The sequence below is a fragment of the Wolbachia endosymbiont (group B) of Protocalliphora azurea genome (genome assembly GCF_947251865.1).
GTDB lineage: Bacteria > Pseudomonadota > Alphaproteobacteria > Rickettsiales > Anaplasmataceae > Wolbachia.
The window spans coordinates 721,554-740,550 of sequence record NZ_OX366394.1 but is presented as its reverse complement, the minus strand read 5'-3'; the positions used below and the strand labels follow the sequence as shown (position 1 = coordinate 740,550).

17 protein-coding genes, 1 other RNA gene and 3 pseudogenes are annotated in these 18,997 nt (G+C 34.8%); 16 read left to right on the top strand and 5 right to left on the bottom strand.

From position 1 onward, the window contains the following. Nucleotides 1-2: 2 nt before the first annotated feature. Both OPR35_RS03535 and OPR35_RS03530 read right to left on the bottom strand, forming a co-directional pair. Nucleotides 3-764 carry a hypothetical protein gene (locus OPR35_RS03535; RefSeq protein ID WP_019236381.1) on the bottom strand — a complete coding sequence of 254 codons (762 nt, stop codon included), beginning with the start codon at nt 762-764 and terminating at the stop codon, nt 3-5. Between the two features lie 35 nt (nt 765-799). Next, nucleotides 800-922 (bottom strand): hypothetical protein, encoded by a 123-nt coding sequence (locus OPR35_RS03530; RefSeq protein ID WP_265025008.1) that lies wholly within the window; start codon nt 920-922, stop codon nt 800-802. Nucleotides 923-1,226: 304 nt separating this feature from the next. On the opposite strand from OPR35_RS03530, the pseudogene OPR35_RS07525 reads away from it, so the two are divergent. After that, nucleotides 1,227-2,167, top strand: a pseudogene (locus OPR35_RS07525) (IS5 family transposase). Between the two features lie 128 nt (nt 2,168-2,295). Here OPR35_RS07525 and OPR35_RS03510 read toward each other — a convergent pair. Next, nucleotides 2,296-3,480, bottom strand: coding sequence for a hypothetical protein (locus tag OPR35_RS03510; RefSeq protein ID WP_019236380.1), 1,185 nt, complete (start codon nt 3,478-3,480; stop codon nt 2,296-2,298). Between the two features lie 143 nt (nt 3,481-3,623). Here OPR35_RS03510 and OPR35_RS03505 point away from each other — a divergent pair, with 143 nt between their 5' ends. The 10 genes and pseudogenes from OPR35_RS03505 to OPR35_RS03460 all read left to right on the top strand — a co-directional run bounded on the left by OPR35_RS03505 (nt 3,624) and on the right by OPR35_RS03460 (nt 10,716). Continuing rightward, complete coding sequence (locus OPR35_RS03505) at nt 3,624-4,265, top strand: HAD family hydrolase (protein WP_007302658.1); 642 nt, start codon at nt 3,624-3,626, stop codon at nt 4,263-4,265. After that, nucleotides 4,265-4,738, top strand: coding sequence for an RDD family protein (locus OPR35_RS03500; RefSeq protein WP_007302659.1), 474 nt, complete (start codon nt 4,265-4,267; stop codon nt 4,736-4,738). Before OPR35_RS03505 ends, OPR35_RS03500 begins: the two co-directional genes overlap by 1 nt. Before the next feature lie 53 nt (nt 4,739-4,791). Next, nucleotides 4,792-5,268: a bacterioferritin gene (gene bfr / locus OPR35_RS03495; RefSeq protein ID WP_007302660.1), complete on the top strand. Its 477-nt coding sequence runs from the start codon at nt 4,792-4,794 to the stop codon at nt 5,266-5,268. Nucleotide 5,269: 1 nt separating this feature from the next. Next, the gene (locus OPR35_RS03490; protein ID WP_052264983.1) at nt 5,270-5,881 is read left to right on the top strand and encodes an SURF1 family protein; all 612 of its coding nucleotides are present in this window, start codon (nt 5,270-5,272) and stop codon (nt 5,879-5,881) included. Between the two features lie 9 nt (nt 5,882-5,890). Then, nucleotides 5,891-6,889 (top strand): recombinase zinc beta ribbon domain-containing protein, encoded by a 999-nt coding sequence (locus OPR35_RS03485; RefSeq protein ID WP_179943897.1) that lies wholly within the window; start codon nt 5,891-5,893, stop codon nt 6,887-6,889. A 120-nt stretch (nt 6,890-7,009) separates the two neighbouring features. Next, nucleotides 7,010-7,143: pseudogene (locus tag OPR35_RS07520) on the top strand (WPE palindromic element domain-containing protein); the annotation flags it as partial. 66 nt (nt 7,144-7,209) lie between these two features. Beyond that, complete coding sequence (gene eno / locus OPR35_RS03475) at nt 7,210-8,484, top strand: phosphopyruvate hydratase (RefSeq protein WP_052264984.1); 1,275 nt, start codon at nt 7,210-7,212, stop codon at nt 8,482-8,484. After that, a complete protein-coding gene (cgtA, locus tag OPR35_RS03470; protein ID WP_052264985.1) occupies nt 8,472-9,485 on the top strand; it encodes an Obg family GTPase CgtA in 1,014 nt (337 codons plus the stop codon). Before eno ends, cgtA begins: the two co-directional genes overlap by 13 nt. A 448-nt stretch (nt 9,486-9,933) precedes the next feature. Then, nucleotides 9,934-10,271: a transfer-messenger RNA gene (gene ssrA, locus OPR35_RS03465) on the top strand. 16 nt (nt 10,272-10,287) lie between these two features. Beyond that, a complete protein-coding gene (locus OPR35_RS03460) occupies nt 10,288-10,716 on the top strand; it encodes a ClpXP protease specificity-enhancing factor SspB (RefSeq protein WP_007302665.1) in 429 nt (142 codons plus the stop codon). A gap of 223 nt (nt 10,717-10,939) precedes the next feature. Here OPR35_RS03460 and OPR35_RS07515 read toward each other — a convergent pair. Beyond that, nucleotides 10,940-11,880, bottom strand: a pseudogene (locus OPR35_RS07515) (IS5 family transposase). 408 nt (nt 11,881-12,288) lie between these two features. On the opposite strand from OPR35_RS07515, the gene OPR35_RS03440 reads away from it, so the two are divergent. The 3 genes from OPR35_RS03440 to OPR35_RS03430 all read left to right on the top strand — a co-directional run bounded on the left by OPR35_RS03440 (nt 12,289) and on the right by OPR35_RS03430 (nt 15,418). Next, nucleotides 12,289-12,567 carry a YggT family protein gene (locus OPR35_RS03440; RefSeq protein WP_012481756.1) on the top strand — a complete coding sequence of 93 codons (279 nt, stop codon included), beginning with the start codon at nt 12,289-12,291 and terminating at the stop codon, nt 12,565-12,567. Beyond that, nucleotides 12,568-14,679, top strand: a complete 2,112-nt coding sequence (locus OPR35_RS03435) for a DNA translocase FtsK (protein WP_265025007.1) — start codon at nt 12,568-12,570, stop codon at nt 14,677-14,679. 181 nt (nt 14,680-14,860) lie between these two features. Next, nucleotides 14,861-15,418 (top strand): hypothetical protein, encoded by a 558-nt coding sequence (locus OPR35_RS03430; RefSeq protein WP_007302667.1) that lies wholly within the window; start codon nt 14,861-14,863, stop codon nt 15,416-15,418. A gap of 97 nt (nt 15,419-15,515) precedes the next feature. Here the strand turns inward: OPR35_RS03430 and OPR35_RS03425 are convergent, their stop codons facing one another. Next, on the bottom strand, nt 15,516-16,748 hold the full coding sequence (locus OPR35_RS03425; RefSeq protein WP_265024688.1) for an IS256 family transposase: 1,233 nt from the start codon (nt 16,746-16,748) through the stop codon (nt 15,516-15,518). A 191-nt stretch (nt 16,749-16,939) separates the two neighbouring features. On the opposite strand from OPR35_RS03425, the gene OPR35_RS03420 reads away from it, so the two are divergent. Both OPR35_RS03420 and ispG read left to right on the top strand, forming a co-directional pair. Next, nucleotides 16,940-17,569 carry a TRP75-related protein gene (locus tag OPR35_RS03420; RefSeq protein ID WP_012481754.1) on the top strand — a complete coding sequence of 210 codons (630 nt, stop codon included), beginning with the start codon at nt 16,940-16,942 and terminating at the stop codon, nt 17,567-17,569. 73 nt (nt 17,570-17,642) lie between these two features. Beyond that, nucleotides 17,643-18,866 (top strand): flavodoxin-dependent (E)-4-hydroxy-3-methylbut-2-enyl-diphosphate synthase, encoded by a 1,224-nt coding sequence (gene ispG / locus OPR35_RS03415; RefSeq protein WP_264685037.1) that lies wholly within the window; start codon nt 17,643-17,645, stop codon nt 18,864-18,866. Nucleotides 18,867-18,997 lie beyond the last annotated feature (131 nt).

Below are 18,997 nucleotides of genomic sequence, written 5' to 3'. Positions count from 1 at the left end.
AGTTAATTGTGGTAATATGTATGGAACTTTGCTGGTTGCTCTACATATACCTCTTCTAAATCACTTAGAGCGTGGTCATTGTGATTAAAGCCATATCTCTTAACCATCTCATCTAGCGTAACAGAGCTTAGAGAGAAACTGAACTCTGGCAATGGATTCACATTTGAGGATTGCAGACTAGTTACTCCATTTATCAAATAGTTATAATACTCTGGGGATAATTGCTCACCTTCTAGGCTATCTGATATATGCTCATTCGACGTTAAACTACTACTAACTGTCGAATTTTCTGTTACAGTATTGCAGAATTGATTATCGAATTCAGCAAAACCCAGAAATGGAATTACTGTTTGGCTACATGATTGATTCTCTTTGTCAGAAGAAAGTTCTAGTCTAGTATCAAATGTATGTTCAACAACTGTTTCCTCGAACGCAGGAGATATAAGAGAGAAATGTGCTGCTGGCAAATCATCTCTGTTTTGTACTAACGGTTCATTGGAGTTTTCAGTACTTAAGTTGCTTGAACTCTCTTTATTGCTTAAGTAAAAATTCTTTAGGACAAGCTTAGCTTTGACAGTTGATTTTGTCTCTAAATTTACTTTATAATCTTCTTTTTGTTGGGGATTCAGTTGATTAAATAGAATTTTAAATAAAGTCGATGTGGGATTAATACAATCGAGTGTATTGAAAGCAAACTCTTGAGGTAACTGATTAAAGATAGAAGGTGCTTCTTCCTTGTCTAGTGCATTTAGTATGCCGGACATAGCTTTAGAGCCTTGAGGCTTTGCTTTAACATGCTCTATATATTCATTTTATGGTTAGTGCTAAGGTTATTAAATGCCTTTCTAAGTTTATTTGTTTGGTGAGAGTTAATTAACTTGTTTAAATTTTTCACCACTTCGTTGCTTATACTACCATGCATTTCTTTACCACCATCAAAGTTAATATATTAATATTATATGAGATTTAATGATAAAATCAATATAAAATTTTTAAAAATTAATTATTTTTATTATAAAAACAGGAATTCTATTAATTTTTTTCCTGATTTGTGTCTGTTTTGCTTTCTATAGCTAACCCAAATTAGGTTTACCGGAACAAATTTTATAAATAATTTAAGTTAGCGCGTGAAGCTGGAATGGCTTTGTTGCACCACTCAAGGAAAGAACAGGCAGTTACTGATGGAATTTGTTATAAAATAGATATTTAGCCGACAAAGGAAAAATATGCCAATAAGAATGAAAGTCAGTAACTGCAATGAATATAACAAATTTCTTCAAGAAAGGGGAAATGTTTTTCATTATATCAACGATGCCATTGAAAATTGGTACGAAAATAGTCCAAAAGTAGCAGGTGGCAACAATGTCTACAGCGACAAAGTAGTGATTCTAATTCACATAATAACCTATCTATTCAGGATTGGTCTTAGGCAAACAGTGGGATTTATAGAGAAATATCTTGAGCAAATAGGGAAAATTTTGCAAATTATCAGCTATTCGCAGGCTTCAAGAAGGTTTAAAAAGCTTAATATCAAAATCAACGACTGCAGAGTTGATAAGAACGATATGGAAGATATTGAAATTGCTATAGATAGTACAGGTATCAGCATCTACAATAATATTCCAGGCCATAGTAAGGCAAATGGTACAGATAGAAAGTATCGCCGCTATGAGCAAACAAGATGTAATGCTAGAGATAGGTAGTAAAAAAGTTATAGCTGCAAAATACAGTAGTGGAGTTTATTCCGACCACTATGGAGCCTGTGATCTTATTGAAAGAGTGGATACCAAGTATAACATAAGCACGATATATGCAGATAGATCGAAAGAAGTTATACAAACTGTGCGATGAGCTTGACATAAAGACAAGGATTCCTCCGCAAAATAATGCAGTAGAGCATCCAAAGTTGGATTATATGAATGAGAGAAATTCTACAATCAAGCTCATAAAGTCATATGATGAAGATGGTATGAAGAGGTGGAAAAAAGAGATAAATTATTGGAAGAGATCTTATATAGAAAGTTTTTTCTCGCGACTGAAGCAAATATTTGGATTTAGTTTTAGGAATAAATCTGAGATTAATCGTGAGAAGGAACTGCTACTCAAGTGTTATTTGCTTAACAAATTTACTGAAATAGGCATGGCTAAGTTTGATATAGCTTCATGAATTTATTATACATTACCCACTATCCGAAGAGCTGTGCAACAAAGCCCACTGGAATCCAGATTTTTAGCTATGGTCAAGCCATAGGATGACAAATTAGACCCCAGACTATGCAAGAAATCTAAGGCGAATTATCTTTCATGGTCTGTCTTTGTTTGTTCTACTTTCGTGACAGGAGTTACCAATGGATTATCAATTTGCTTTAAACCTTCACTTGCGCTTTGGTCTTGATTTGAAAGGAGCTTATTTTGTTGTTGCCCTTCATCATTTGAAGTGCTTTTTTGAGTAGTTCCTTTTATATCCTCTACACTCTTTTTATCTTCACCAAAAAGTTTTTTGAATATTTTCTTCAGAAAACGTACCAAAAAGCCTTCTTCTTTTTGATTTTCTTTCGGTTGAGCTATATTTTTCTTTTCACTCAACTGAGATTTTTTATTATTAGATTTTTTTTCTGTAGCATTCCTATCCACTGAGACTTGTTTTAACGAAATTTTAGGCTTTTTATCGCTCGGTTTATCTTTTATAGGATCTTTGCTTACTGAAGGTTGTAACTTAGTTACTGTATCTGTTTGAACAGAAATCTTTTCTTGTTGAAAGTTTCTATCTTCTGAAACAGATCTTCCAGAAGTATTTATTTCGCTAACTGAGTCACGAATTTTGTCTGTTTGCACAGAAATCTTTTCTTGTTTATTTTGATCAGAAATTTTGCCTTCTAATGTAGTTTGAGATTTTTTATTACTTTCAAACTCTGCAACTTTTTTACTTGTAAAAACGTCTTTTCCTTCGAATTTTTGTTTAAATCCAGCAATCTTTTTAAAATCTTCAGCTATTTTTTTGGCTGCACGATCCATTCGACCTTCAAGATTATGAATCAATTTTTTAATAATCTTCACTTCATCTTTACGCCCTTTTTGAGCTTTAAGCTCCCGGTGCAATTCAACAATAATTTTTACTTTATCTTCCAATGAAGAATTTTCTGGAAAAACATCTTTAAGTTCCCGATTCAATTCGACGATCTTTTCAAAATCTTTAGCTACTTTTTTAGCTGCACGGTTCATTCGATCTCTAAGACTACGATTTAATTTTGCAATAGTCTTGATTTTATCTCCCAGTGAAGAATTATCTGCTGCAGAAATATCTTTTAACCTTTTCCCGGGATTTTCTTTGGTTACTTGCCTTTTGTAAGCTTTAAGTTCCTGGCGGAAATCATTGATAATCTTCACTTTATCTTCCAGCGACGTACCTTCTGGAAAAGCACCAGCAAAGACATCCTTGAATTTCTTCTCAATATCTTGTGTATCTTTAAGCTGTGTCATACCCAACTAAATAAAAGCTTATACTAAAATCAGTATATTAGTTAATTATGTAAAAATGGTTAAGACACAAGGAGCACCTCATTTATGCTTTTTTCATCAAAATATCATTTACTTATTAACTTAAAATACGTCACAATATAAAAATGAAAAATAGCCCGTTAGCAGTAGTATTCGATTGGGATAATACCTTAGTTGACACTCAAGATAATATTTCTAATGCTATTAAGCATACTTTAGATTTGATGGGATCTGGCAGTAAAGTTGTTGATAGAAATTCTCATGAATCAAGAAAGAGCTACATGGTCAATTTGTTTGGTGATCAGTGGAAAAAAGCGAACCAGATATATCAAAAATACCTAGATAGTGCACTGTTACAAAATATTACTCTGAACGAGGGAGTAGAGGGAATGCTCCAGACGCTGAAAAGCCACAATATTTACCTAGCGATAGTTAGCAATAAGAAAAATACTAATTTACGTCAAGAAGTTGCCTACTTTAAACTAGATTCTTACTTTGAAAGAATAGTTGGATCATGTGATACTGCAGAAGATAAACCATCTGCAACTCCACTGCTATTTGCACTAGAGGAGAGTACGCTACCTGTAAATAGAGAAAATGTGTTTTTTGTTGGTGACAGCATCACAGACATTCTATGTGCACAAAATGCAAATTGCTTACCTATTGTATACGGACAATCAATAAGAGGTTATGAAGATTTGTTATATTTTCAACATTTTAATAAACTTACAGAATTCATAGTAAAGTATTTGAAAGATAGGTGGTAATGACAGAGATCGCTAGTGTACACAGGCGCTTTTGCGCATATTTAATAGATGTAGCAATTTTATTAATTCCAACCTTACTAATTGTGTTGTCATTAGGGGATTTTCCATTAATTTTACACCTGTCATACATGTGTATAAATTGTGGCTACTTTACATATTTTATATCTTCAACAGCTCAAGCAACTCCTGGTCAACAGTTAATGAATATATATACTATCACTTTAGATAGTTCTAAAATAGGTTTGAGCTTAGCATTTGATCGCACTATCTCTCAGTTTTTTCTTCCTATGCTAAATAATTCAATTATCACCTTTATCAAACTTTTTCAAACATCAGTAAATGCTTTAAGTACACTAGAAGTGATTATAGTGATGCTTACCTTCAGTTGGTATTTAGTTGCTTGCTTCTCTCAGAGGAAACAGGCATTTCATGATGTGCTATTTGATACGATTGTTGTGAGAAAAATAAATTGATGTGACCTTGATTGTTATGTAGATTACATTGGTATATTAGCTAAAGAAAGGTTATGAATAAAGAAATAGTAGAACATTTAAATAAATTACTTACAAATGAGCTGACTTCTGTACGCCAGTATCTTTTGCATTTTGCGATTCTTAAAGATAGCGGAATTAATAAACTTGCAGAAAAGATGAAAAACGAGCTTAATGAAGAACTTGAGCATGCAAATAGGCTAGCAGAAAGAATTTTACTGCTTAAGGGCATGCCAAATTTTCAAGATACAAATAAAATCTCAAAGTATGAAGGAAAGTTCACAAAAGATACAATGCAGAAAATCTTAGAAGATAATTCTAACTTAGAAGAAGAAGGTATCAAGGGCATCAAAGAGGCAATTTCCGTTGCTGAAAAAGAAAAGGATTTCGTGAGTGTAATGTTATTAGAAGGACTACTGAAAAATGAGGAAGAGCACTTACATTGGATCAAAGAACAGATTGACCTTATTGAGCTTATGGGTATTGAAAATTACTTGAGAACACAAATATAGAGTGTTAAGAAAAACAGTATTTATTTTCATTATACCTTTTTTACTTCTTTTTTCACTCGGGTTATGGCAGTTATTTAGATTGAGCTGGAAGAATAATATTATCAAAAATATGGATCTTCCAGTTATTCATCTACTGCCTAGTGATAATCTTTCAAAGTTTAACTACAGAAACGTTAAAATCGACGGAATTTTAAGTGATATAGAACTATATGTTTTCGCAGGTCAACGTGGCTATCATGTGCTGTCTCCTATGTTGCTTATCAATGGACATTACATGTTAATAAATAAAGGAATAGTCAGAGAAAAAAAAGAAGAAAAAGCAAAAATTGAAAAAGTAGCTGCTGATGGCGTTTTGTATTGTGATGGTAGCAAAAATTGGTTTATCAAAAATGATATTGCTTCAAATACATGGTTTACCTTAAGTACAGAAGAAATCTCCAATGATCTAGGTATTAAGCTAGAGAAATGTATATTGTGGCAAGACAATTTTGGTGGCAAATTGACTATACAGCCAATAAAGCATCTTGAATACGCAATTACTTGGTTTGCACTTTCCTTGATTTGGCTCATTATGTGCGTATTTTACTATAGGCAAAATATATATAAGTCGTAGAGATACAGTGTGGAAAAAGAAAAGCTACAAATAGAAAAAATGCAACAAAGTGGAAGAAAATACTTATTACAAGGGTTAGTGATATGTCAGTGTTGCAAATCCGTTTATTATGGAATGAGTAATGCTAAGGGAGGAAGAAGTTACTATCGTTGTCCTGGAAAACGTTTTGGTGAATGTAACAGCAAATCAATACGCGCAGATATACTAGAAGGGGTAGTATGGGAAGAAGTGAAGATGTTAAGAGGGCATATAACGAAGGAAAAGTGTGATTTATCAGAGGTAGATTGGGAGACTAAATTTAATATAATTAGAAAGTTAGTTCAGCGTATTGAAATTGATGATGATAATGTACATATGGTGTTTCGATTAAAAGAACTCGCTCTCGAAAGACAAAAAGAAGATATTCAACCTTGTACCAGAATTATAAAGAATGTAGTGCTATCAAATGCAATAGGAATGCATAAAGTTAGCAATGCCCTGGCTGCAATATCAGTTGCAGTGAAACTTGGAATTAGTGATGAAGAGATTAAAAAAGGTCTTTTGGAATTTAAAGGAGTAGCAAGGAGATTTTCTTTAATTGCCGATATTAAAGGTGTTAAGTTAATTGAGGACTATGCTCATCATCCAAATGAAATACAGGCAACCCTGTCAGCAGCACGTTTGACCACTAAAGGAAAGGTAACAGGAATTATCGAGCCGCTTCGTTTTGCTCGTATTCGTAATTTTTTTGATGAGTTCGTACGAATTTTCATGATGTTTGATTATGTAATTCTCACTCCTGTCCATCCTCCAGAAGATAAGCCTATTCCTGGCTGTGGAATTGATGATATACAAAAAACCTTGATCAGTAATGGGTTTAATGATGTGAAGATTATGAATGATGCTTTACTCATTTCACATTTTATTAGTAATTCGACAAGTTCAGGAGATGTAGTATTATTTATTGGTGCTGGTAGTAATATAGCTAAACTAGCGAAAGAAACTGCAAAGCTGCTGCTAGTAAAATAAACTTAAGCATTGGTGATTTATATGATAAAATTGTGTAGTAAAACTGGATCCCAGTGTCTAGGCAAACAACTGTACAGACATTGCGATATGGGGATAGCTTCCATTAAGAATGGTGTCATCCCAGTGCCCAGACACTGGGATCCAGAAGACTTAACTTTAAATAAGTGGCTGTATAATAAAAACTGGATTCCAGTGTCAAGCACTGACCATCCGCTACTCAAATTACCTGTATATTGCAATGTTCGTACACTGAAATGTTACAGCGCTGGGGTGACATTTCCCGAACGTGAACACAATTGTGAATCTAGTGGAGGTTTAGCATGATGAAAAAGACGATCAGCAGTGTATTTGCAAGAGAAATTTTAGATAGCAGGGGTTACCCAACAATTGAGGTAGAAATAGAACTATGTGATGGAGCAACAGGTAGAGCCGCTGTCCCTTCTGGGGCTTCGACCGGTAAACTAGAAGCATTGGAGCTGAGAGATCAAGATGAAAAAAGGTATTGTGGTAAAGGAGTGCTGAAAGCTGTTCAATCTGTGAGTGGAGTGATAGCAAATAAAATCATTGGCATGGATGCAGCAAACCAGAGTGCAATTGATAAAGTTTTAATTGAACTAGATGGAACAAAAAATAAATCTAAACTTGGAGCAAATGCAACTTTGGGTGTGTCTCTTGCTGTTGCAAAAGCAGCAGCAAACAGCTTTAAAATGCCGTTATATAAGTATTTGGGAGTAGGGGAAGAGCAGATGCCAGTTCCGCTAATTAACGTCATTAATGGTGGAGTACATGCAGATAATAAACTCGATTTTCAAGAATTTATGATTCTTCCGGTTGGTGCTGAAACTTTCAGTGAAGCAATCAGAATATCTGCAGAGGTATTTCATAACTTGCGCAGCATTCTTAAGAAAAAAGGTTATAGCACAAACGTAGGAGATGAAGGTGGTTTTGCACCAAACATTGGAAGCACTGAAGAAGCTCTTAATTTGATAATTCAGGCTGTTGAATCTGCCGGTTATTCGATGAAAAATCACTTTGCACTGGGTCTTGATGTTGCTGCATCTACTTTTTATGAAGATGGAGTTTATAAATTTGAAAACAGAGAACTCACTTCAGAGGAATTGGTTCAGTATTATTTTGACCTTGTAGGCAAATATCCAATAATTTCTATAGAAGATGCAATGAATGAAGACGACTATGAAGGTTGGAAATTACTTACTGTAAAACTTGGGAATAAAGTTCAATTGGTTGGAGATGATTTATTTGTTACAAATTGTGAACTAATAAGTAAAGGAATAGAGGAAAAAATGGCAAATTCTGTACTAATTAAACCAAATCAAATAGGAACGCTTACGGAAACTTTTGCTGCTATTGAAATGGCAAAATCAAATGGCTATAGGGCTATTATTTCGCATCGCTCAGGTGAAACAGAAGATACAACGATATCCCACATAGCGGTTGCATCGAATTGTGGACAAATCAAGACTGGCTCGCTGTCGCGTTCTGATAGGCTTGCAAAGTATAATGAATTAATGAGAATAGAAAGTTCATTAGGAGAAAATGCTAAATATTATTGTGGGTTAGCATGGACTTCATAGACGAAGTTAAATTATATTTAAAAGCAGGTGATGGTGGCGATGGCTGCGCAAGTTTTCGTCGAGAAAAATTCGTTGAATTTGGTGGCCCAAACGGTGGTAATGGGGGCAAGGGAGGAGACATAATTTTCATCAGTGATGCAAATCTCAACACTTTGCTTAATTTTCGTTGTCGAAGACATATTAAAGCAAGTAGTGGAAAAAGTGGTACGAGTAGAGATAGATCTGGCACGGCAGGAAAAGATATTATACTTAAAGTTCCAGTTGGTACACAAATAATCGATGAAGAAAGTGAGGAAGTGATAGTAGATCTTGATAAACCCGACATGGAATTTCAAGTAGTACAAGGTGGAAAAGGTGGACTTGGAAATACTAACTTTAAATCTTCCACCAATAGGGCACCAAGGCATTTTACTCATGGTCAGCCTGGTGAGGAAAGAAACATAGTATTGAAGCTAAAAGTTTTATCTGATGTTGGCATTATTGGTATGCCAAATGTAGGTAAATCTAAATTTTTAACCCGCTGCTCGAATTCTGATACGAAAGTAGGCGATTATGAATTTACTACTATAAGACCACATTTAGGTGTAGCAAAAGTGGATTATAGCGAAATTGTAATAGCAGATATTCCTGGAATAATCGCTGATGCTCATCTTGGAGTTGGGCTCGGACACAAATTTTTAAAGCACATAGAAAGGTGCAAAATTTTACTGCATTTAATTGATGTAACTCACGATGAAATTATTTCAGCTTATAATTGTACGCATAATGAACTGAAGCTTTACAATAGCGATCTTGTTGAAAAAGAGGAAATTGTAGTGTTAAATAAATGTGACTTATTGGAAGAAACAGAAATTCTTGAGAAGAAGAATCATTTAGCCAATTATCTTGATAGAGAAGTACTGTGCTTATCAATCGACGATGATTTACAGCCCATCTTAAGATTATTAAATGAAAAAGTGAAAATTAAGGAAATTAATGTATATGATCCTTTTAAGATGTGAATTTTTTATTTGACAATCAAAGTCTGGATTCCAGTGGGTAATTTTCCACAGTTGTCTGCATTTTTTGTTCCACAACTTATCTTTTTTTCGGCTTGTGCCATTTCTCACACTGTCTCTTGCCTTCTTGAACTCAGAAATTCAATAGCTACAAAAGCATTTGAGTAGTTTTTTGTTAAGAATTAGGCATAGAATCCCCCATATTTATTAATAAAGAACAGAAAAAATGTAACGTACATACGACAGAGATTAAGCATATGTGTGCACCCATGTGCGCTGAAGAAGATACGCTACATTCTTTACTTAGTTTGATTATTTGATAGAAAAGTCTGCAGACGAAGATAGATTTTGAGCTCTAAAAATACCTCTACTGTGAGTATACTAAGATTAGATAAATAGGCGAAGTAATTTTTATATTAGTTTTTTAGTTGCCAATCAATTTGGAGTTCAATAACTTGACATTTATTCAATACTACTGTATAATAAGCATGTGTATTTTTTATACACTATGGCAATAAAATTACCTTGTAATAGGTGTATTGGACCCGAGGGCAGTACTCGGCGCCTCCACCATATTTTTTGATTGATACGGGGGCGAGTAAGGATCGACATGCATAGTAAAGATGGTAGCTTTGCTCGGTTAGATACCACCGCTAAGAGTTCACAATTTAGATGCAAACGATAACTTTGCTGCTGAAGACAATGTTGCATTAGCTGCTTAATTTAGGCACTATAACTTCATTGCTATAAGCACGGTTTAGGGAACGCCGGGTAACAGAAGTTCCCCCAAACATGTAAGGGTTATATGGATAAAACAGATTATCAGAAGTCGCTTAGTTATGCTAAATTTCAAGTTATCAAAAAGGCTTTGAATACTATATTAGATAATGTTTTTACTCCTCACTTAGAAATAGTATTTTTTACGCGCTTTAATGGTGTTGTCATGCCAGACTACTTGAAAGAATCATACCCTACTCAAATGCTTATTATATTACAGCATCAATTTTTTGGTCTAAAAGTTCTTGAAGATAAGTTTAGCGTCAGTTTGAGCTTTCGTGGAAAACAAGAACAAGTCACTGTACCGTTTTTTGCTATTAGTGAGTTTCATGATAAAATTTCAGGAGATACTTTAGTATTTAGCGTTGATTCTGATAAAGAATATGAAAGTGAGAAATGTGCTGAAAAGTCATCAAATGGTAGTATTATATCTATAGATCAACTTTACGATAAGTAGTTACTTCATTTTATAAATAAAAAATATTGTATCTGTTCAGGATATCGACAAGACCATAGAGTAAAAGTGAGTTTATAACAAATGGTATCATTTGAGTAGCTGACATTAGCTTTCACATCAAAAACGTTATAAAGCGCTTTCATGTTTACCAACTTAGTGCCAATCTGGATCCCAGTGGGCTTTGTTGCACAGCTCTTCGGATAGTGGGTAATGTATAATAAATTCATGAAGCTATATCAAACTTAGCCATGCCTATTTCAGTAAATTTGTTAAGCAAATAACACTTGAGTAGCAGTTCCTTCTCACGATTAATCTCAGATTTATTCCTAAAACTAAATCCAAATATTTGCTTCAGTCGCGAGAAAAAACTTTCTATATAAGATCTCTTCCAATAATTTATCTCTTTTTTCCACCTCTTCATACCATCTTCATCATATGACTTTATGAGCTTGATTGTAGAATTTCTCTCATTCATATAATCCAACTTTGGATGCTCTACTGCATTATTTTGCGGAGGAATCCTTGTCTTTATGTCAAGCTCATCGCACAGTTTGTATAACTTCTTTCGATCTATCTGCATATATCGTGCTTATGTTATACTTGGTATCCACTCTTTCAATAAGATCACAGGCTCCATAGTGGTCGGAATAAACTCCACTACTGTATTTTGCAGCTATAACTTTTTTACTACCTATCTCTAGCATTACATCTTGTTTGCTCATAGCGGCGATACTTTCTATCTGTACCATTTGCCTTACTATGGCCTGGAATATTATTGTAGATGCTGATACCTGTACTATCTATAGCAATTTCAATATCTTCCATATCGTTCTTATCAACTCTGCAGTCGTTGATTTTGATATTAAGCTTTTTAAACCTTCTTGAAGCCTGCGAATAGCTGATAATTTGCAAAATTTTCCCTATTTGCTCAAGATATTTCTCTATAAATCCCACTGTTTGCCTAAGACCAATCCTGAATAGATAGGTTATTATGTGAATTAGAATCACTACTTTGTCGCTGTAGACATTGTTGCCACCTGCTACTTTTGGACTATTTTCGTACCAATTTTCAATGGCATCGTTGATATAATGAAAAACATTTCCCCTTTCTTGAAGAAATTTGTTATATTCATTGCAGTTACTGACTTTCATTCTTATTGGCATATTTTTCCTTTGTCGGCTAAATATCTATTTTATAACAAATTCCATCAGTAACTGCCTGTTCTTTCCTTGAGTGGTGCAACAAAGCCATCCCAGTGTCTGGGCACTGGGATGACAACAAAGGGGCTACTTGAACAGAGGCTATTTAGGTAACAAGAGGTGACAAGAAAAGAAGCGCTGGTTTCATACGTACCTGAACACTTATCCTGCATGTAATAAACATGATCAAAAAGCTATTCATACAGTACACATCTCTCCGTTAATTTATCAATAAGTTTTTTATCCACGTGGAATCAAAGGGTATAATATCTTATAGCTTATTGTTTACACCTATTTCAGCATAAAAATTATTGTGGGGCTTGATTTTATACATATCACTACACATAATAGGTTTTAGTGTAAATTAGTAATATGCATCCAATCATATACTTACTTAACCTGTTACTTGATCTTTACAGCTTCGTTCTAATATGCTCAATTGCTCTCGATTTGTTGATTAAATTGAATGTAGTTAACATGTATAATGAGATTGTAAGCAGCATAATGCAAACTTTAAACAGACTCACTTATCCTCCACTAAAGGTTATCAGAAGGTATATACAACCATTCAATGGATTAGATTTATCCGTGATGATATTGATAATAGCAATTCACTTTGTAAAATATACAATTACTTATTACTTTAAGTAGATGTTAAAAAAACAGCTAAAATCAGCGATATACTTGTCACTATTAATGTATATATATATATCGGTTTTTAGCTATGATTATAAAGATCCATCCTTAAATACAGCTACAAATCAGGAAGTAACAAATTTGGGCGGAGTAGTAGGTTCATATTTAGCTGATATATTGGTTCAATTTCTTGGACTCGCTAGTATTACAATAGCTACAACCATAGTTTACTTTTTAATTTTCAGAGCATCATTGCTGAAAATTATCTACCTAACGTTAATCAATGTAGCAATATATGCTATATTGTCGCAACTTTCGCTTGGCATTACTGCTAGATACATGCACGGTGGAATAGTCGGTAATGCTCTAATTGACCACTGCCCGTTTTACATATTCACAGTAGTAGCATCAATAGGTATTGTAGGATTGATTGGTTGGAAGAGAACGGTTTATTCTTTGCTTTTCCTATGTAAAAAAATATTTTCCCTTTTTACAAAGGTTCTGTTTTTCAGGTTACGTAAAACTACTGATTATTCAATAGCACCATTAGTAGTAGAGGAAAAATATATAACCACTAAACAACAACCGAAAGAAAGAAAGAAAAAAGCTGCCGAAGAAATTGTTAAACCACCTTCTAGCGAGTTTGAGTTTCCAAGCATTCACTTACTTTCCAAAGCAGAAGAATCTTTGCAGAGAAAACAGTTGAATGCATTAGAGAGCAATAAGAATTTATCTCTGCTCGAACAGGTTCTGAGTGATTTTGGCGTGCAAGGAAAAATTATAAGTGTATGTTATGGACCGGTTGTGACTTTATACAAACTTGAACCACAAGCAGGTACAAAATCTGCAAGAGTGATTGGTCTTGCAGATGATATTGCACGTTCAATGAGTGCACTTTCTGCACGTATTTCAATAATTCGTGGACAAAATGCCATGGGAATAGAATTGCCAAACAAGGAGCGAGAGATTGTAATGCTGCGTGATTTACTTGAATCGCCAGAATACCAAAATGCAAACTTAAATCTTCCAATTGCGCTTGGCAAGGAAATAAGCGGAAAACCAGTTATTGCAGATCTGACTAAAATGCCCCACTTGCTTGTTGCCGGAACTACAGGGTCAGGTAAGTCGGTTGCAATTAACACGATGATTCTGTCGCTTGTTTATCGACTAAGTCCTGATGAATGCAAGATGATAATGATCGACCCCAAAATGCTCGAGCTTTCAATATATGATGCAATACCGCATCTAATAACGCCAGTGGTAACAGAGCCAAAAAAAGCTGTTATTGCTCTTAAGTGGATAGTGAAAGAGATGGAAAATCGCTATCGCATGATGTCATATTTAAATGTGCGCAATGTAATAAACTATAATCAAAAAATTACAGAAGCGATGAATAGCGGAATAGAGTTGGAGCGCGTTGTACAGATTGGCTTTAACTCAACAACGGGTAAACCTTTATTTGAAAAAATACCACTTAAAATGGAGACATTTCCGTATATTGTGGTGATCGTAGATGAAATGGCAGATTTAATGCTTGTTGCTGGCAAAGATATAGAATGCTCTATTCAACGTTTAGCTCAGATGGCTCGTGCTGCAGGAATACACATCATAATGGCAACACAACGCCCATCTGTAGATGTGATAACAGGTGTGATAAAAGCAAACTTTCCAACGAGAATTAGTTTTGCTGTTACTTCTAAGATAGATAGCCGTACAATACTTGGTGAACAAGGGGCCGAACAGTTACTCGGTATGGGTGATATGCTTTATATGGCCTCTGGTGGTAAGATTATTCGAGTGCACGGTCCATTTGTAAGTGATGATGAGGTGCAAAATATAGTTGATCATCTGAAAACGCAAGGTGAGCCAAACTACATGGAGGAAATCACTCAAGAAGATGAAAATTCTTTCGCGGAATCAGAAGGTGAAACAGAAGATGAAGAGAACGATCTATACAAGCAAGCAGTGGCCATCATTCAGAGAGATCAAAAGGTTTCAACTAGTTACATTCAAAGGCAACTTAGAATAGGCTATAACAGAGCTGCAAATATTGTTGAAAGAATGGAGAAAGAAGGTATTGTCAGTGCTCCGAGTTACTCAGGAAAGAGAGAGATATTGGTAGAATAACCCTTAACTTAAACCAAAGAAAGTTATTTTAAGATCAATAGATCTCTTGCATAACTGGAATTCAAAAGTTCCAGCGCATGACCAGATATTTCTTATTGGATCCCAGTTGTATAGTGTTTAATACTAAATTAACTACTAAAAACGTACAATAGTAATATATTAATTAGCTAGGGGGTTAAAAATGGGTATAACCAAATTTGTATTCGGTTTTGATAAATCGGATGTAACAGCATTGCAGGAAAGTCAAAATATTGATGCTAAAAAGTTTCAAGAAGTATTTAGCGCATTAAAAGAATGGCAAGAAGCTCAAAAGATAGATGCTAAACAGTTTGAAGAGGTATTTAGTGCATTAAAAGAGTGGCAAGAAGCTCAAAAGATAGATGTTGAGCAGTTTGAAAAAGTTTTTGGTGCATTAGAAGACAAGATTGGTACTGAGCAGTTTCAAGCTATGCAAGAGCACTTAAGCGGCTTGCAAGAAAAATTTACAGGCTTAGAAGAAAAAGTAGAAACATTTGCAGACATGGTAGGGGGACAAGAACAAGCAATACTAACTTGTGCCATAGTCAGTGCTGTTGCTGCAATAGCTGTAACTAGTTTTGTTGCATTCTGTATCTATCAGGGAGTTAAGCTTGATAAAGAGAAGAAAAACGACTTGTCTCAAGATATGCCAAGCGGAAAGTTTAATAATGTGAATGATACCGAAAAACTGAAGAATAACTTACAGCAAGGAAGAGTGTAATGCTCTTCTTGAAAGGGTGTTACGTAAAATTTGTAACACCTTAAATTTCCTTTAGATTATGTAGGGAACGTTCAAAAAAGTGTGTCAAGCCGCATTTTTAGTTCAACTCAATTTTCAATCTATCTGGAAAGAAAATATCAAGTTGAGACATAGTTAAAGCCCAATTAGGGAGAGCCATAATCCACCTTTGCTCTACCTTTTTTATAGCACAATATACCTGTTTGTACAAGGCATTTGTACTAGTAAATGAACCCTTAGTTTTAGTAAATTTCCTGATTTGTCTATGCAACCCCTCAATTGGATTAGTGGTGTAAATCAGCTTCCTAACTGGCCCAGAATACTTAAAATAACTGGATAAGTTTTCCCAATTGTTCTGCCAGGATTTTATAACTAAAGGATACTTTTCTCCCCATTTTTCTTCCAGCTCAAGCAGATAATTCTCAGCAATTTCTTTACTTGAAGCACGATATATTTTTTTCAGATCATTCATGAAAACTTTTACATCTTTACTGGATACATATTTCAGAGAATTTCTTATTTGGTGTACTATACATAGCTGCACTTCTGCACTGGGAAATACACTGTTGATGGCTGCAGGAAAGCTTTTTAGCCCATCTACACATGCAATCAGAATATCTTCTACTCCTCTTTCTTTGAGGTCATTTAAAACTCCCAACCAGAAGTTAGCTCCCTCACTTTCAGCCAGATAAAAACCTAATACTTCTTTTCTGCCATTTTGATTTATACCCAATATATTATACATGCATTTACTTACGCAATGTCCGTCCTCCTTGACCTTAAAAAACATGCCATCCATGAACACTATTGGATACACTGATTGCAATGGACGGCTGCGCCATTCATTGATTATTGGTAGCAGTTTATCAGTAATATTGGATATCTCTGCTGCTGATATTTTATGGTCATATATTTCCTCAACGTGTGAAGCTATGTCTCTGTATCCCATGCCACTGGCGTATGTACTTAAGACCTTTGCTTCAAGTTCTGGATGTAGGCTTGTTTGCCTTTTTTTGACTATTTGCGGTTCAAAGCTTCCTTCTCTGTCTCTTGGTGTTAATAGTTCAAATGAGCCTGAACTTGTACGTAAAGTTTTTGCATTCCTTCCATTTCTTCGGTTATTTTCTTCACTTTTAGCTGACATGTGGCTTTCTATTTCACCTTCCAGACTTGCCTCTAGCAGCCTTTTTATAAACGGTGTTAATGCTCCATCTCTTCCTGTCAATGGTCTTCCTTCTCGTATAGATGACAGGATATTTGTTTCTAATTCTTTATAATCTACCAAACCAGTAGTTCTATTTGCTTGACTCATATCAAACCTCCATTTTTTATATCAATTTATTACTTTTTTTTCGGTTTGACACACTTTTTTGAACATTCCCATTATGTAGGTTTTGGTAGTAAATTTTTTAGAAAGATGTTTGTATTATAAAGTTGGTAGAGATTCTGATTTACTTGAAGTTTGTTAATTGGTATCTTTTAAAGCACAATATTCACTATAGTATGCTTAAGATCTTTTCTAAAGTTTTATTTATATTAATACTTTTGGTTTCTAGTTTCTTTACTGTACATAATGTTGAAGCGAAGTCTAAGGTAAAGTTCAGTAAGAGGTACATACCTCCTGGTAACCCTGGTGGTGCAAACTTTCATGCAGACGAGGATTTTGCTGAGTCATATAAACTGTATGAGAAGCGTAGGGAGCTCCTCAAGAAAAAAAAGTTACAAGATCTAGCTATGAATAAAGAAGATCTAATCAAAAAATTAAAAGAAAAAAAAATTGCTAGCCTTGATAACGAGCCAAACAACGTGGGAGCTTGCATAGTTGAAGATGGGGAGGATGCTATGATCAATCAGCATGGTATTAATCTTGCACGTTTAAAGGGTGCTGTATTTATAGATCAAGAGCCAGTTTCTCAGTATGAAAGTAAGCAGCATAAAAAAAGTGAACAACAAAAAGGGAAAAAAGTTACTTCAACACGAGAAAAAAAAGTTTCCCCTATAAATGTTACTATAAAAGAAACTCCATCAAGAAGAACGTGCTCTCATGATTCTATTACTGATCTAAATAGAACACCACAGCATAGTTTAAATGGTTCAAGTTCATTTGGCAGTGTAGTTGACACAGTAAAATAGTGTCACGATTAATAATATGCTAGATAGAGACCTGACATTGAGTGATGATGCATATGAGTCATCGCCGGTTTCCATGCATAAAACTCATACTGTAAAAGTTGGACAAGTGAAGATAGGTGGAAATAATCCTATAGTTGTTCAATCCATGGCACTTGGTGCACATATAGATTCTGACAACATAAAAAGTAGTGCTCAGAAATATGCAAAAGAAGTAATAGAACTAGCGCATGCAGGTTCAGAATTGGTGCGAATTGCTTTGAACTCAGAGGAAGTAGCAAAAGCAATACCTTATATAGTAGAGGAAATAAATAAAGAAGGCTTTGATGGTAAGATATTAGTAGGCTGTGGACAATATGAGCTCTACAGGCTGATTCAGGATTATCCAGACAACATTAAAATTCTGGGTAAAATTAGGATAAATCCAGGTAATATAGGCTTTGGTGATAAACGTGATGAAAAATTCGAAAAAATTATAGAGTATGCAATAACGCATGATCTTCCTGTCAGAATTGGAGTAAATTGGGGTAGTCTTGATAAGTACCTTTCACAAAAATTAATGGATGAAAACTCCTTATCTAGTAATCCAAAAACTTCTGATGTTATATTACGTAAGACGCTTGTAATGTCTGCTCTTGGTAGTGCAAAAAAAGCTGAAAAGATTGGCCTTAATGCAGAGAAAATAATCATTTCATGTAAAGTCAGTAGAGTGCAGGATTTAATTTTAGTTTATACGGCACTTGCAAAATCTTCCAATTATGCGCTGCATTTGGGTTTAACCGAAGCTGGTATGGGTAACAAAGGCGTAGTAAATACCACAGCAGGGCTTACTTATTTATTGCAAAATGGTATTGGAGACACTATCCGGGCTTCTTTAACTCAGCGCCCTGGTGAATCACGCACTAATGAGGTGGTAGTATGTCAGGAAATACTGCAGTCTATAGGTTTGCGCTACTTTAACCCTCAGGTGAGTTCATGTCCTGGTTGTGGACGCACAAGTAGCGATCGTTTTCGTATATTAACTGAGGAAGTAAATGGCTACATAAAAACTCATATGCCGGTATGGAAGAAAAAGAATCCTGGTGTAGAGTATATGAACGTTGCTGTTATGGGATGCATAGTAAATGGTCCTGGAGAGAGCAAACATGCAAATCTGGGGATCAGCCTGCCTGGGTATGGAGAAAAACCTGTTTCAGCAGTCTACAAAGACGGCAAATATTTCAAAACTTTACAAGGTGATAATATTTTTGAAGAATTTAAGGAAATTATTAGTGATTATGTGGAGAAGCATTACACATAAGCCTTTCACAAGTTTGTACTTAGACTACATTCTGTAAATTAAATGCAAAAATGGTATCTATTGAGTGGATGTCAAATTAGACAATAAAGAACGCCAATTTAAAAACTAGATAGTATCTGACAGGGTTCCTT